Raw genomic sequence first — 14,699 nt, forward strand, 5'->3', positions numbered from 1 at the left:
GACCCTCGAAGGATGCTCGGTCCGTTCCTGGGACATGGTTCTCTCTTCTCTATCTCGGTGGGTTATGCGTGTTGGGCAGTGAAATCTCGGTGCAGTCGCTGGCCGGCGAACCACTGATCGTCCGGCAAGAAGGAAGTCAGTTGTTCGATCGCAGCGGCGATCGCAAAGGGTGTCCCCGGACTGAAGGTCGACACCCACTCGCCGTCGAAGGCGCGGGAGGGGCTGACCAGCACCCGGCCCGCGGTGGTGTCGACCAGGCTCATCCCGACCTCGGTGGTGGCGTGCCGCCCGTCGCGGCGGCAGCCGGCGACGATCTCGACGTAGCTGCGCGGGCCGTTGAACACCGACTCCACCACGGGTCGTGCCGACTTCGGGATACCCAGGTAGTCAAGGACTTCGGATAGGGAGGCGCCGGACCGCAGCCGCTCGTCGGCCCGGGCCCCGACGCGCATCGGCATGCTGAACTCGTCGAATCGGGCCGGCGCCCGACGCGCGAGCCCAACACCGAGGACAGGAACCAGCGCGTGAGCATCGTCGATATCCATTGCGGTGAACGTGATCAGCTGGGCGCTGCGTAACGCCACAACGGTTTTTGACCGCCCACCGGTGGCCCAGGCACGCTGCGCGACCACGCCGCGCAGCAGCTCGCCGGTACCGGTGGCCTCACCGGTGTTTCTCACGGACCCGACGTAGCGCAGGTCGAGCCACCGGTCCGGAAAGCACACCACTTTGATCCACTCGGCGACCGCCGGGTTGATGGCACCACCCTCTGCCACCAGACCCATCCGGATCAGGTCGGCCTTCTGGCGTTCGAGGAACGCGTTTCGCTGCGCGGCGTCAGAATACGGCGTGGTGATCGCGAGTACCCACGGGAAGCTACCGGCCCCAATGGTTTCCGCGATGAACCACGCCTGATCGACCGTCAGCTCAACGGCGTTTGGTTGGGCGCTCATTTAGGCCGGACTAGCCGCCCCATTTGGCGGCTTCGGCCGTGTCGCGGGCAAGCATCGCGGTGGTGTTGGCCTCATGAGTGCCGGCCATCGCCTGATAGGCCCGCACCAACGACTCCATCGCCTCATTCCACTGGGCCTGCCACGCCTGATACGTCATCCCCGTATCCCCCTGCCAAGCATTCGACAGCGTCGCCTGCTCACTGGCGATATCCGCGCCCAGCGCATGCAACGTACCGGCATAACCCGACATATCCGCGGCATGCCCCAACATCGCCGGGTAGTTGTACATAATCTGCGACATCACAATCCCTTTCGCGAAAACTCAGCCGACTCAGAACCCGCTATAACCCGACGCGGCCGCAGCATCGGCAGCCACATAAGTCCCCGCCGCATCCCCCAGATTCGCCTGAGCGACATCCAACAACGCATTGATCCGCGCCGCCGCCTCCACAAAACGGGCATGCGCGGCCTGAAACGCCACCGACGACTCCCCCTGATGAAACGCCTGCGCCGACACCGCCTCCTGCTCAGCCTGACTAATCGTGCTCCGCATCACCCCCGCCTTAGCACCAAACGCCGACTGCGCCGCCACCAACTGCGGAATATGCGCATCCAACAAACTCATAATGATCTGTCTCCCTTCAGAATTCCGTTCGGATTTCGGTTGCTGACTCGCACGCTACGAATCCTCGTCTCCCCCTTCCTGTGACTCGTCCCGATCCCAAGTCCCCGGCACCATCGGTATCTTTGGGCCGCCGCCGAAGTCGTCGGCGGTCAGCGTGGCCAATCCGGCCGCACGCAGCGCGGTGGCTTTGTGCGCGGTCCCGGCGAACCCCAGTGCCCCGGCCCCATTTCCCGATGCCATCGCCGAGACCAGCCGCTCCCGGTCGCCGTAGTCGGGCGCAATACCGATGTCGGAGTCCATGTCCACGAATTCGTCGCCGTGGTCGTGCAGCGCGGCCCGCCGACGGCGCCGCGCTCGCGCTTCCGCCCGGCTAGGCGCCGCCGCAGCCGCCGCCGGAATCGTGGCGGACGGCGCCTTGGCGCCCCCACGGCCGCTCAACGTCGGGCCTGAGTCGGCCTCCGGGTCATCGCCGAAAGCCACCGCGTAAGCGAAACTCCCGGTTGTTGCCGCCGCGGCTGGCGCACTCGGCGCCCCGGCACCGGCGGCAGGCGCAGACGCCGGGGCGCCGGCCGAAGTCGCCACGGTAGGAGCCATGCCGGCCACCGGCCACACCGCGGAAGCGGTTACGGCGGTCGCGGCGATGCCCCCGGCCACCGGTGCCGCCAGCGCAGGGGCCGCCGCCGCCGCGAGCGCCAGCGCCGGTTGCAGGGCCACCGGGAGGACGAGCCCGAGGAAGGGACTGAGCAGCAGCGACGGGTATGTGATCCCCGCACCGATCCAGGAGAAAGCCTGGTAAGCGATCGCGAATAACAGCGGACCGTAAAGCACCAGTGCCTCAGACGGATTCGTCATGAATGCCTGGATAATCTTCACCGAGTTCCCGATGGGATCCTGGAAGAACGTGGCGAGCTCCTGGAACATGTTGCCGTAGAAATTGGTGTACTGCGACAGCAGGTCGGACGGGTTGAGAGACAAACCAGTCTGGGCGGCCGGGTTCGCCGAGCCGTTCTGATTCACGATGCTGGGGGCCGGGGTGGTGCGCGGGGCGGAGGCCAGCGCCGCACCCGAGGCCGCCTGATAGGTACTCATCACGGTGGCGGCCTGCACCCACATTCGCGCATAGTCGGCCTCGTTCAGCGCGATGGGAATCGTATTGATACCAAAGAAATTCGTCGCGAGCAGGACTGCGTGAATGACGTGGTTGGCGACCAATTCCGGCAGTGTCGGCATAGCCGCCAGCGCGCCGGTGTAGGCCGCCGCCGCGACCTCATGCTGGGCCGCCACGCCGGCGCTGTCGGCGCTGGCCTGCTGCAGCCACGCCAGATACGGCGCGTGCGCCGACACATATCGCTCTGCACTCGGACCCTGCCACGCCCCCGCCTGCACCGCCCCCGCAAGCCCACCGAGTTCGGCTGCCGCCGAAGCGTATTCGGTGCTGAGCGAGGTCCACGCGCCGGCGGCCGCCAACAGCGACCCCGGTCCCGGACCAGCGCTCAGCAACGCCGAATGCACTTCCGGCGGTGAAGCCATCCAGATGGGCGCGCTCATTTGTCAGACGCCCGTGCCCCATGTCGCGGCGGCCGCGGCGTCACCCGCGAGATAGCTGGCGCCGGACTCACCCACACCCACACCGGCACGCCCCAGCTCTTCGACGCCCTGGGCGGCGACCACGGCGTGCTCCTGGCCCTGGGCGCTGAATCCGGCGGCGGTCTGCAGCGACACAGGATCGGCCGCCGGTGGTACCACCGCGGTGATCGCGGGAGCCGCCGCGGCGTGCGCGGCAGCCAACCGCGCCGTCAACGCCTCCACCGCCGCGCTGGTCGCGGCCAGGCCCTCGGGGACCACTCGCAACGTCATTGCCACTCCTTTCGTTGCGTTTCGTTAACCATCAGCGGGCGAAACCATTGTCGGTGCCCCCCGTTACGGCTGCGCCGACGAGCGGGTTGACCAACTGCACGTACGTCGGACTATCGGTGTCGCCCAACAGGATCGCCCGCCCGGCAGGCAACCGGCTAAATCGCTGTCCGCGGATCTTGCCGCCGTCTTGCGGGTTGCCCGCAAGCATCAACGTGGTCGCCTGTAAGTCGTTGAATCGGCGCAGCAGCGGGCTGGTCATCAGCGCGTGGGCCGACCCACTGGCGCGCGCCGTGACGATCACCCGCAGTCCGAGATCAGCGGCCTGGGAGAGGAGCCCGAGCAGCGGAGTCCACGGCCGCTGGCCGACGTACGGACCGCTCATCGCCGGGGTATCCGGTATCTGGTCGACGTCATCGATGATCAGGTAATGGGTGTGGCCGTGGTAGGTCCACTGCGCCAGGTCGGACGCAGACAAGCCCGCCGGTGGCCGCCGCGATTCGATGAGGTTGGCCAGTCCCAGCATCGCCGGGAAGATGCGGTCGATGTTGGCCGTGTATTCGTTGTCGGGAAACAGCGGCTCGTCGACGAGGTGCAGCCGCCGATCCAGCACCGTGAACGCCACCTGGTCGGCCGTGGAGTTCTCGCGGACGGTGCGGATGAAATGGCGCAGCAGCGTGGTCTTACCAGACTTGCTGTCGCCGAACACCATTAACAACGGGTTGTCGGTGAAGTCGAGGACGACCGGTGCGAGGTCCTCTTCGCGCTGGCCGATGACCACCTGCTCCCGACCGCGGTAGAGCGGTTCCACCGCCTCGGGGGCGAGGTTGGTGGGAAGCAGCCGCACCGGTGGCGCGGCCACGCCCGGGTAGCGCGCGTTGATCGCGGCGATTTGGTCCAGCTCTGGAGCCGCGAACAGGAAATGCTCGGCGGCCATGGTCAACCCGCGACCCGGCTGATCGTGCGGCACGGCATCCGCGGGGCGGCGCAGGGCGCCAACTACCCGCACATTGCTGTCCCGCGCGTCGTGCAGCTTTAGCTCGAGCCGCAGCCCGAGGCCGTCGCGCATCGCCAACGGCACCTCCAACCAGCTGGGGGTGGTGATGACGACGTGGATGCCGTACGCCAGGCCGATGTTGACCAGTTCGGTTACCTTGGCCAGCAGCGGGTTTCGGGTGTTGAACTGATCGGTGTTGTCGCGGCCGAACGCGTACAGGTTGTCGATGATCAGGAACACCTCACCGAAGCCGTCGTCGGGTGCCGCACCATGCTTGTCCCGGAACAATCCTCGCTTTTGCCGGGACAGCAGCAGCTGCTCCAGTTCGCCGAAGGTGCGGCGGATGCGCTCGGGTTCCAGCGCCGAGGCAACGCTGCCGACGTGTGCCAGACCTTCCAGCGCCCGCAGCTGCCCGCCCCCGTAGTCAAGGCAGTAGAACGTGACGTCGCGAGGCGAGTGCAGGCTGGCGGCCGACAGGATAAACGTCTGCAGCGCCGTGGATTTGCCTGACTTGGGGCCGCCGTGAATCACCACGTTGCCGGCCGACGACGTCGCGTCGAACACCAGCGGGTCGCGGCGCATCTCGAACGGTTTGTCGATCTCGCCGAGCGGCCAACGCCATTGCCCCGCCGGAACTCCGGCGCGAGCCAGCGCCGCGGGCAACGGGATCGGTTCGTCGAGCGGCGGCAGCCACAGCTGCGGTGCCCGCGGCCCGTAGCGAGCCAGCTGTTCGCCGATGGTGGCGATCAGCTTGCGCGGCGGTCCGGCCGTTTCCTCATCCTCACCGTCGGATACCACCGTTGCCTGATCCGGCTCCACCCTACCGGCGGTGAACAGCTTTGGCTCTGGAATAGACTGCATTACAAGGGCTTTGGCTGCCCGCGGCGGATCATAGATTCCGTCGACATAGGTGCTGCGGAACTTGATCGGCGTCGCGCCGGGCGCGGGTACCAAGAAGCCCTCGCCCTTGTGCTCCTTGCCCGACTCGATGTGATAAGCGTCCTCCACGCCGATGATCTGGCGGGAAACGCTGGGGCTGGCGACCTTCAACCCGATGCGGTAAGAGGTGTTCTTGTCGATGTCCTTGATCTTGCCCACGTCCAGGGTCTGGGAGGCGAACAGGATGTGGATGCGGAACGAGCGACCCTTGCGGGCCACATAGTCGAACAGCTCCGCATACTCCGGATAATCGGCCAGCATCAGGGTGAACTCGTCGGCGACCACGAATAGCGTCGGGATCGGCGGCAGGTCGGCTGTGCCGGGCGCACCGGACTGGCAAGCGTTCTCGTACTCCACCACCGAGTTGAACGCGCTGCCCTGAACGCGGCGGCCGGCCTCGCGCAGCAGCGCCTCGCGGCGCGCCACCTCGCCGCGCAGCGTGTCCGCGAACCGGTCCGCCAGCGACTTCTTCTCGGCCATGTTCGAGATCACCGCGACAACCTGGGGGAAATTCCGGAAGCTGTCGGCGCCGGCCTCGCCCTTGAAGTCGGCGTAGATGACGATCAATCGGTCGGCCGAGTGAGTCGTCAACAGCGACAACAGGATCGACATCAGGGTCTGCGACTTGCCCGAGCCGGTCATACCGATCATCAGCCCGTGCGGACCCATCCCGCCCTCGGCTTCGTCCTTAAGGTCGAAGATCAACGGCTCGCCCGTCGCGGTGACACCGATCGGCACTCGCAACTCGTCGTCGCGGCGGCGCGGCGCCCACAGCGCGGGCACATCCAGCTGCGACGCGTCCGGAATGCTAAGCAGCGTAGTGAAACTGGCGCCGCGCGTGGCCGCCGAGCGCAGCCCGGTGTGGGTGGGGTTGGAGTCCCAGCGCGACAGTTGGCGGGCCAGATGGGCGGCCTCGTCGGCGTCGAGTTGGTCGGCGCTGTCGATGTAGGGCTGCCAGCCGCCGGTCTGCCAGCGCTGGATGGCGCCATTCGTGATCCGCAGGATCGGCTTTTCCGGATCCGAATATTGCTCGCGGTGCGGCGGTGTGGCGGACCGGTGCACGACGGTGACACCCGCCCGGCCCACCGCCAGCGCCGACGCGTTCACGTCGTAGTCGGGGTCGTCGACGACTATCAGCAAGTGCCGCAGCCCGTCGTTCGGCCCGCCGGTGAACGCGGGGCGGTCGTGCAGTGCCGGGCCCAGCAATGTGACCAACTCGTCAGGGTTGTTCGACAGGAAGCGAGCCGGGCCGACGCCGTCGACTTCGCCGGGAATGTCTACGTGCGGCAGCCATTTCAGCCACGACCAATCCGGGCTCTCCAGATCGCGGGTCACCAGCGCCACGCCGAGCACCGTCGGGTCGTGCCAGGTCACCGCCTGAGCGATCCAGGCGCGCAACGCGCCTCGCGCCTCATCCGGCTCACCCAGGACGGTGATCCGCGAGACCTTGGTCAGATCGACACCGGTCGGCACGTCGCGCACCATGCGGTGGGTGTCGAGCAGGCTGCGTAATGCGCTGTGCGACACCGGCTCCAGGTCGATCTCGTCGGCCGTGTCCTTGACCCGCAGCGCGGTGTCCAGGGCGACTTCGTGGCGCCCGGCCCGCAGGACCAGGAAGTCCGGGTCGTGCGGGTCACGCTCCCACTGGCGGCGAGAGCCGGGCACGGTAGCCAGTTCGCTCGGGTCGGGATGAGACCACTGCGCGGCCGCGCGCTGCTGAGCGGCCTGCGTCCGGATATTGTCCCGGACCACCGAGAGGTAACGCAGATAGTCGGCCCGCTCGGCGTCGACCTCCTCGGTACGCATCTTGTTGCCGGTGCCGCGGTAGAGCGCGGTCGCGGCCAACAGCAGCACGAACGGGAAGAACAGCGTCTGCGGCGAAATAACCCGCATCCCGGTCGCGAACAGCGCGACGATCATGCCCACGATGAGCATGACGATCACGACTGGCAGCGCCCGCCGCAGCAGCGACGGAGGAATCGCGCGGGGCAACTCGGGGGGCGCCTCGATGTTGATCGCGCCCTTACGGGTGCTCGGCGGCGCTAACCGCCGCCGCGCTTCGAAGATCAGACGGCTCATCGAGACCCTCCTTCGGCCGACGCGGGGCGGCCGGGCCTGGCGTCTGGCGCCAGCCCGTCGTGCGCCAGCAGCGCGTCGGCGCGCGACAGCGCCGGACCGCTCGCAAACAGCGACAACACCGACCACGGGATGGGCACTGGTGATCCGCTCAGGCCAAGGGCCTCAACGGTTTTGCCCTTCCCGCCGTTCTCGGCCTCGTTGTCGATGCCGTAGCGGACCCCGGTGTCGGATATCCAGAACAACGATCCGACGCCCGGTGAGGATGGACCGCCGCTCACCGTCTGGGCGAAATAACCGGTGCCGGGCGCCAGAGCGACGCGGGTGGCCGTCCCCGGGGAGCCGCCGCCCACCAGGTCGACTGTGCGTATCGAGTCGGGCACCGGCAACACCGAGCCGGACAACAGGCTCAGTGAGCTGGTGGCCGCCCCGGCCGGCTTACTCCAATAGGCACAGGTGACGGGATCTTTCGCGGCGTCGATCGGGACGACCTCCTGGTCCGGATAGCGGGCGGTGTCCAGTAGCCGCGACACCGGCAGCTTGGCGACCTCATCGGCTCCCAGCCGCGGCGGTTGGTCCAGGCCATAGGAATTGGTGTTGCGCAGGATCGCGGCGAGCACCGGCGAGACTGGCTGCAACCCGTCTGGCAACACCGCGTAGTACCGCGCAGTGTCCGACGAGTTCTTCTCCAAACTGTGGGAGACGACCACCCCCCCGATGGGCGCCGGCACCGAAAAGCCCGGAGGGTTACCGGCGTTGGGGATAGGCGGCGCCGTCAGCGCCGGGGATTCGGGGATCGCATTGAACAGACCGAGCGCGATGGGCCGCGGCGCAGGTACGTCAGAATTTCCCTGGCCCAAGCCAAGCGCGTTGGTGACCGCGTGGTTGGCCAGATCGATTCGGCTGCGCTTGCCGCCCCACAGCAGCCAGGTGCTGCCGCCGTTATCGACCAGGATCCCCTGGTTGGCGCGGATTGCGGCCGCCCGCGCGCCGTCGCCGTCCGGCACGCCCGCGATGACCGTGACGCCGGTGCTGTGGGCCGCGTGGGAGGTCCCTGCGACGGCGTCACACACCGTCCAGTTCGCATCGCGAGTGGTGTTCTGCACCATGCGCTCAGGTGCGCCGGGAATACCGATCAGGTTGCCGCGCGGAAAACGGTCGAGCTCACTGCTTTTCACCGTGGTCGGGTCGACCGGACGACCGACGATCAGCCGGGCCGAGGTCAGGTTGAGCACCGGGTGCAGATCGTCCCCGACCCGCACGTACAGCGCGGCCGTGGATCGATCGGCAAGCACCGCGTTGTTGCCCGCCGTCCCGCTGGGACGGATCAGGGAGAACACGAAGCAGCCCGCCAGCCCGGTGATCAGGATGAGCACGCCCATGAGCACCGCGCGCGACTGGGTGCGCAGCGGGTCGACCAGCATCCTGGTGTCGTGCAGCGCAATCCCGGAGGCGATGCGGCGCATCACGAAACGCCAGCCGCTCACCTGGTGCCGCGTGACGAACCCCCGGCGATAGACCACTTGGTCGGGGTTGTCGTTCACGGGAGTGCGTGAGGAAAACGATCGCCGTTCCCCCGTCCATTCGCCGTCCGGCTCGTGATTGGTCGTCATGCGGGCACCTCGAGGCCCAGGCCTCGCAGCAGCGGCTCGACCGAATATTGCACGTCCTGGTCGGTGATCGTTATCAGCTCCTCGTCGGTGAACTCGCCGGTTTCGGCGTGCTCGGAGTGGTCGAGGCGGAATTCGCGTTCCTCTTCGGACTTTTCGACCACGTTGCGGACAAACCGGCCGTTACCCGCGATGTCCAGGCCGCGACGTTCGACCCCATTGAAGTCGGGCTTCGACATCGAGGCCAGATGCGTGAACAACGCCTCGAGATGCTCGAGCGCGGCCTGATCGAACGCGCTGTCGCGCTTGTGCGCCATGAAGTTCGCGATCTCGATGAGCTCGGCCGGTTTGTACGACGGGAAGTCGATGCTGCGGGTGAACCGCGACCGCAGGCCTTGGTTGGTGTCGAGGAACTTATCTAGGTCGGCCCGGTACCCAGCGATGATCACGACCAGTCGATCCCGGTCGTTCTCCATCCGGGCCAGCAGGGTGTCGATGGCCACCAGGCCGAAGTCGTTCTTGGCGCCGGTGGCCACCAGCGCGTAGGCCTCGTCGAGGAACAGCACCCCGTCCAGTGCGCTGTCGATGACCGCGTTGGTCTTGGCCTCGGTCTCGCCGATGTGCTGGCCGATCAGGTCGGCGCGGTGCACCTCTCGGATGTTCTCCTTCTTCAAAAGCCCTAGGCCGCAATAGATTTTGGCGATGACGCGGGCGATGGTGGTCTTGCCGGTGCCCGGCGGCCCGGTGAACACCAGGTGGTGGGTGCGCTGCGCCACCTCTAGTCCGCGCGCCTTGCGGACCAGCTCCATGGCGACCGCACTCTTCAACCGGGCGACCTGGTCTTTAACCTGCTCCAAGCCGATGAATTCGTCGAGCTCGCGCTCGGCCTCCGCGAGCAGCACGTGCTTGCGCTCCTGGGCACCCGGGTCGATGAAATCCCCAGGCTGGGGCTCGGTTTCGGGATCCCACGGGTCGGTGCGCGCCGCGATGCGATCGGCGGTGGTGGTCACAAGACCGAAACTGGTGTCGGTGAGGGCGTGTTCGACCTGTTCGTTCTCGGGGTGGGCGGCGTAGAGGTCCTGCAGCACCTCACTTGCCGATTCCTCGTCGACGTGCGCGCGCAGCACCAGTCCCTTGGCCAGCGCGCCGTCCACCGCGGCCACCGCGACCGGGCCTTCGGGCTCCTCGAGGTACGAGAGCGCCGGGGCGAACATGCCCAGCCGGGCCAGCGCGATGCCCATCGTGACCTTGGCCGCGTGGGCGAAAGCGCCGTCGAGATCGGGGTCGTTGACGATCGGGGTCAGCAGCTTGACGACGTCCGACCAGCGCTCGGCGCGGTAGTTGATCACGACGGCGACCCAGCGGGCCTCGCGCCAGGTCGGGCGGCGCCCGGTGAGGCCGGTGACGATCTCGTGGGCCTTCGCGAACTCCCCGGCGGTCGCCAGGGCCGCCGCGTACGCAAGGTGGAAATCGTCCGGACTGGTCGCGCGGAACTGCAGGTAGAGGCCGGTGTCGTAGCGAAAGCCCAGGGCCCCGGGAGCCAGTTCCACCTGACGCTGCAACACACCCGTCGTGGCTGCGGTGCGCGAAATGGCCTCAAGCACCCGCATGGACACGTCACCGGCGGCGGCCCGGCCGGTCCAGGCGTCGCACTGATCGTGGGCGATACGGGTCAGCGCGGTGAAACCGGAGCGGGCCGCGGCCAGATCGGCGGGGCGCTGGCGGTCGTAGACGACGATGCCGAGCGCGCGGCAACACGTGGCGAAGCGGCTGACGACGTCGTCATCGACCCGGGAATTGGGGGGCTGGGCTGCGAGCACGCCGCCGGCCTCACCGCGTTCCACGGCCGCTTCTCCGGAACATAGTCTCCCCTAACTTAACCCGCCTGAAGTTAGCATTGCATAAGCTAACTGTCGAGGCGTTCGGACTCCATCGATTCACGACTCGGCTCCCGTTTCCGGCGCACTGATCAGGACATTTCGGTTGACCGTCCGGCACATTCCACTAAGCAGCGCAGCTTACTGAAAATCGTTGTCATTAGCAAAGCGTGACGATCCGGCCGGGGTCTCGCCCTCGCGCGGCTCGTGCGGGTCGGCCTGCCAGGTGCGCGGCACCATGGGGAGCGACGGGGCGCCGCCGAAATCGTCGCCGGCCAGCGTGGCCAGCCCCGCCGCCTCGGCGGCGGCCCTGCTCGCTGTCCCAGCAAATCCCAGGGTCCCGGCGCCCTGCGCTGATGCGACCGTTGAGGCGGCTGACTCCCCGCCGCGGCCCCAGTCGGGCTCAACCTCGAAATTCATGTCCATGAATTCGTTTCCGTGGCCGCGCAGCTTCGCTCGGCGGCGCCGACGCGTCCTGTCCTTTTCCCGCGCCGCCGCCCCGGCGGCCGCCGCCGCGGCGGCGCTGTCGGACTCCGGCGCCCGCCGCTGTGCGCTGGTGTTCAGTCCCGCGCCGGCCCCCACGGTTGGGCCGCCCACCAGGTAGGGGTAGGCGGCTGCCTCGATGCCGGCGGGGGGCGGCGGTGGGGCTCCCGTCGCGGGTGCGGTGGCTGGCGCAGGCACCGGAGCCGAGGCCGGGGCAGAGGAGGGAGCGGGGCCAGGGGCCGTGGCGACAGTCAGCGCCGGAGAGCCGACGGTGAGCGGCATCGCCGGCGTTTCGGGAATCGGTGCGGCCGCCGCCGGGACGGCCTGAGGCTGAATGCCGGCCAGTCCACTGAGGCCGGCGAGGCCACCCAAAGACCCGACGCTGGTGGCGGGGAGAACCAGCGCAAGCGGCGCGATCGCCTGCAATTGCGGGAACGTGCTCAAAACTTCGCCCACGTGGGTGGTCTCGTCCGCGATCAGTGCCGGAACGTCCGCCTGCGCCTGCGCGATCGCCAGGGACGGATTCTGGGGGAACTCGAGTGCGTCCCGCCACAGGGTTTGCGGGACTTCGAGGAATCGATTTATCCACCAGCTCAACTGGGTCGGGTCGCCGGCGTCGTTGTCGACAATGTCTTGCAGGCCGCTGTCGCCGCCGTCGGAGCTGTCGGCGGGGTTCAGGATTTGCGGCGCCGCCGTGGTCTGCGGCGCCGCTGCCACCGCCGTCGTGGAAACCGCCTGGTAGGTGGTCATCGTGGTGGCGGCCTGGATCCACATTCGCACGTAGTCGGCCTCGTTGACGGCGATGGGAATGGTGTTGATCCCAAAGAAGTTTGTCGCCAGCAGTACCGCATGGATCGCGTGGTTCGCGGCCAGCTCCGCCAAGGTCGGCATTGCGGCCAGTGCGGCAGTGTAGGCGGCGGCCGCCGTCTCGTGCTGGGCAGCCACGTCCGCGCTGTTGGCACTGGCCTGCGTCAGCCATGCCACATACGGCACGTGCGCGGCGACGTACCGCTCGGCGCTGGGTCCTTCCCATGCCCCGGCCTGCACCGCGGCCACGGTCGCGCCGAGCTCCTCCGCGACCGACGCGTAGGTCGCGCTCAAGGAATTCCACGACTCAGCCGCGGCCAGCAAGCTGCCCGGTCCGGGCCCGCTGCTCAGTAACGCGGAATGGACTTCGGGCGGCGAAGCCATCCACACCGGCGTCATGCAGCCACTCCTCACCGATCGGGTGGATTCAGCGACCGCCAGACTGTGGTGGCGGCGTAATGAGCATGCAGACAGTAGTCGGCGGGCGGCCCGCAAAAGTTCCCGTCCGCGGCCAACTCATGGGAGATTCGTCATCGTCGAACTCCGCAACGCTTGGGCTCGGCCATCATGCCGTCGCTGGCCTGGCTTGACGCTGGTGCGGACGTTCGGCTGCCGCAGTAATGAGCGAATTGATCGACGAGTCGCGGTCCGGCGCCCCGGAGCGCCTCCCATCATCGACGCGACGAGGGAGGCCGCTCGAGGCTTCGCCGAGCCTGGGGGGCTACCAGCTCGCTTTGCGGATCCCGGGCAGTTGTCCCTGGTGGGCAAGTTCCCGCAGCCGAACCCGGGACAGCCCGAATTTACGCAAATGCCCGCGCGGGCGGCCGTCGACGGCGTCGCGGTTGCGCACCCGCACCGCACTGGCATCGCGGGGCTGGCGGGCCAGCTCCGCTTGGGCGGCCAGGCGGCGGTCGGCACTCGTCGCGGGCGACCGGATGATCGCTTTGAGTTCGGCGCGGCGCTCGGCGTAGCGGGCCACGATCGCGCGGCGCTTTTCGTTCTTGACGATCTTGGATTTCTTGGCCATCGAGTTGCTCAGCGTTCCCCTCGGAGGTCCGGCGCTTATTGACAATCGTTTTCGACAAGCGTCGTCGCCGACTGTACGCTGAAGCCCGCCTAGATGAAAATCGTTTTCAACAAGGAGGGTGATGCGCACTCCTGTAGCACTCGTGGCCGGACAGGGCGACGGCGACGCAGTGACAAGGCCGCCGGAGTTGAACAATGTCGACCCGCAACGACGCGCCATCGCCGAGCTCATCTGGGATTACCGCTTCGGCGATCGGCACACGTCGATGACCGTGCTCGTGTGTGGCGCCGATCCACCCAAAATTCTGGACACCCTGGACGGGGCGCTGCTCACCGACGCCGAAATGTCCCGTAGCCACCAATGGGCCCGCTATGACGACCCGTTCGACGACTGGCACGAGGACCCGTGCGATGACATGCCAGGGCTTGCCCGCGAATCACCAACACACAACACCCAGAAAGATGAGCAGTAATGAAGCCAGGCATCCATCCCGATTACCATCTCGTGGTCTTTCAGGACGCGACCACCGGCGCGGCGTTTCTCACGCGTTCGACGATCACCAGCTCCCGCACCATCGACTGGGAAACCCCGGAGGGTGTCCGCACCCTTCCGTTGGTGGTCGTCGAGATCTCGTCGGCTTCCCACCCGTTTTGGACCGGGGATCGTCGCATCGTCGACACCGCCGGCCAGGTCGAGAAGTTCAACCGGCGGTATGGGCGGCGATAACGATCACGGACCAGCCGCTCGGCTGGAGGTGAGCCCTTCCGCTGTCGCTGCGACACATTGACAACGATTATCATTTCGACTGACCGTTGTCGCCGTCGAGAGGGTCTTCGCCATTGATGGGGTCTCGCGTTTGCCAACAGATCTACCGGCGTGCTGCTCGACGCCCCGTCGACAGCTGCCCGGGTAGCCACGCTCATCGTGGTGATCGGCGTGGACCCTAGGGCGCGCGGGCGATGACCGCACCACCCGCCAGACCGCGACGACGAACCACCGCGAAACGACAAGCTGTCCTCGACGCGCTGAGCCGGGGCAACAATTTCCGCAGCGCTCAGCAGCTCTATTTCGAGGTCCGTCAGCAGCGAGCGACCCGGATCGCGCTGACCACCGTCTATCGCATCCTGCACGCCTTGGCCGACGAGCGCATCGCCGAAACGCAGCGCGCCGAGGACGGCGAGATTCTCTACCGCCTGCGCACCGGCTCCGAGCACCGGCACTACCTGTTGTGCCGACGCTGCGGCGACGCGGTCGCCTTCATCCCGACCGCACTGGAAAAGCACACCAGCGAGCTCACCAATAAACATCACTACGCCGACGTTGCCCATCACATCGACCTCTACGGGACGTGCCCTCGGTGCCTTGACGATTGACGCGGCGGTGCCTGCTTCGCCAACCACGCAATCGGGTTCGGGCTAAGCCGCCGGACCGTTTTCGTGGGTGCGTGACGA

Annotated in this window: 12 protein-coding genes and 1 pseudogene; 3 read left to right on the forward strand and 10 right to left on the reverse strand. The window is 67.4% G+C overall.

Annotated features, from left to right (window positions below; genetic code table 11):
- Nucleotides 1-62 precede the first annotated feature (62 nt).
- From AWB92_RS19635 to rpsN, 10 genes are all read right to left on the reverse strand, one after another.
- Nucleotides 63-953, reverse strand: coding sequence for an ESX secretion-associated protein EspG (locus tag AWB92_RS19635; RefSeq protein ID WP_085188630.1), 891 nt, complete (start codon nt 951-953; stop codon nt 63-65).
- Nucleotides 954-963: 10 nt separating this feature from the next.
- Nucleotides 964-1,254 (reverse strand): WXG100 family type VII secretion target, encoded by a 291-nt coding sequence (locus AWB92_RS19640; RefSeq protein WP_085188632.1) that lies wholly within the window; start codon nt 1,252-1,254, stop codon nt 964-966.
- A 30-nt stretch (nt 1,255-1,284) separates the two neighbouring features.
- Nucleotides 1,285-1,578, reverse strand: coding sequence for a WXG100 family type VII secretion target (locus AWB92_RS19645; protein ID WP_085188634.1), 294 nt, complete (start codon nt 1,576-1,578; stop codon nt 1,285-1,287).
- Between the two features lie 54 nt (nt 1,579-1,632).
- Nucleotides 1,633-3,126 carry a PPE family protein gene (locus tag AWB92_RS19650; protein WP_085188636.1) on the reverse strand — a complete coding sequence of 498 codons (1,494 nt, stop codon included), beginning with the start codon at nt 3,124-3,126 and terminating at the stop codon, nt 1,633-1,635.
- A 3-nt stretch (nt 3,127-3,129) separates the two neighbouring features.
- Nucleotides 3,130-3,435, reverse strand: a complete 306-nt coding sequence (locus AWB92_RS19655; RefSeq protein ID WP_085188638.1) for a PE family protein — start codon at nt 3,433-3,435, stop codon at nt 3,130-3,132.
- Between the two features lie 31 nt (nt 3,436-3,466).
- Nucleotides 3,467-7,447 (reverse strand): type VII secretion protein EccCa, encoded by a 3,981-nt coding sequence (gene eccCa / locus AWB92_RS19660; RefSeq protein WP_085188641.1) that lies wholly within the window; start codon nt 7,445-7,447, stop codon nt 3,467-3,469.
- Nucleotides 7,444-9,057: a type VII secretion protein EccB gene (gene eccB / locus AWB92_RS19665; protein WP_085188643.1), complete on the reverse strand. Its 1,614-nt coding sequence runs from the start codon at nt 9,055-9,057 to the stop codon at nt 7,444-7,446. The genes eccCa and eccB overlap by 4 nt, the downstream gene beginning before the upstream one ends.
- Nucleotides 9,054-10,898, reverse strand: a complete 1,845-nt coding sequence (gene eccA / locus AWB92_RS19670) for a type VII secretion AAA-ATPase EccA (protein WP_085188645.1) — start codon at nt 10,896-10,898, stop codon at nt 9,054-9,056. The genes eccB and eccA overlap by 4 nt, the downstream gene beginning before the upstream one ends.
- A 174-nt stretch (nt 10,899-11,072) precedes the next feature.
- A complete protein-coding gene (locus AWB92_RS19675) occupies nt 11,073-12,620 on the reverse strand; it encodes a PPE domain-containing protein (protein WP_085188647.1) in 1,548 nt (515 codons plus the stop codon).
- 322 nt (nt 12,621-12,942) lie between these two features.
- Complete coding sequence (rpsN, locus tag AWB92_RS19680) at nt 12,943-13,248, reverse strand: 30S ribosomal protein S14 (protein ID WP_085188649.1); 306 nt, start codon at nt 13,246-13,248, stop codon at nt 12,943-12,945.
- Between the two features lie 184 nt (nt 13,249-13,432).
- Here rpsN and AWB92_RS19685 point away from each other — a divergent pair.
- The 3 genes and pseudogenes from AWB92_RS19685 to AWB92_RS19695 form a co-directional block, all read left to right on the forward strand.
- Nucleotides 13,433-13,720, forward strand: a pseudogene (locus tag AWB92_RS19685) (hypothetical protein); the annotation flags it as partial.
- The gene (locus AWB92_RS19690; protein WP_085188653.1) at nt 13,720-13,974 is read left to right on the forward strand and encodes a type B 50S ribosomal protein L31; all 255 of its coding nucleotides are present in this window, start codon (nt 13,720-13,722) and stop codon (nt 13,972-13,974) included. The pseudogene AWB92_RS19685 and the gene AWB92_RS19690, both read left to right, overlap by 1 nt.
- Nucleotides 13,975-14,207: 233 nt before the next feature.
- Entirely contained in the window at nt 14,208-14,621 is a 414-nt protein-coding gene (locus AWB92_RS19695; protein ID WP_085188656.1) for a transcriptional repressor, read from the forward strand.
- Nucleotides 14,622-14,699: the final 78 nt, after the last annotated feature.

Source organism: Mycobacterium sp. IEC1808 (genome assembly GCF_002101935.1).
Lineage (GTDB): Bacteria > Actinomycetota > Actinomycetes > Mycobacteriales > Mycobacteriaceae > Mycobacterium.

Coding starts and splice junctions, on each gene's coding strand:
- eccCa (WP_085188641.1), bottom strand. CDS start 7,447: ATGAGCCGTCTGATCTTCGAAGCGCGGCGGCGGTTAGCGCCGCCGAGC.
- AWB92_RS19675 (WP_085188647.1), bottom strand. CDS start 12,620: ATGACGCCGGTGTGGATGGCTTCGCCGCCCGAAGTCCATTCCGCGTTA.
- AWB92_RS19640 (WP_085188632.1), bottom strand. CDS start 1,254: ATGTCGCAGATTATGTACAACTACCCGGCGATGTTGGGGCATGCCGCG.
- rpsN (WP_085188649.1), bottom strand. CDS start 13,248: ATGGCCAAGAAATCCAAGATCGTCAAGAACGAAAAGCGCCGCGCGATC.
- AWB92_RS19650 (WP_085188636.1), bottom strand. CDS start 3,126: ATGAGCGCGCCCATCTGGATGGCTTCACCGCCGGAAGTGCATTCGGCG.
- AWB92_RS19655 (WP_085188638.1), bottom strand. CDS start 3,435: ATGACGTTGCGAGTGGTCCCCGAGGGCCTGGCCGCGACCAGCGCGGCG.
- AWB92_RS19635 (WP_085188630.1), bottom strand. CDS start 953: ATGAGCGCCCAACCAAACGCCGTTGAGCTGACGGTCGATCAGGCGTGG.
- AWB92_RS19645 (WP_085188634.1), bottom strand. CDS start 1,578: ATGAGTTTGTTGGATGCGCATATTCCGCAGTTGGTGGCGGCGCAGTCG.
- AWB92_RS19690 (WP_085188653.1), top strand. CDS start 13,720: ATGAAGCCAGGCATCCATCCCGATTACCATCTCGTGGTCTTTCAGGAC.
- AWB92_RS19695 (WP_085188656.1), top strand. CDS start 14,208: ATGACCGCACCACCCGCCAGACCGCGACGACGAACCACCGCGAAACGA.
- eccB (WP_085188643.1), bottom strand. CDS start 9,057: ATGACGACCAATCACGAGCCGGACGGCGAATGGACGGGGGAACGGCGA.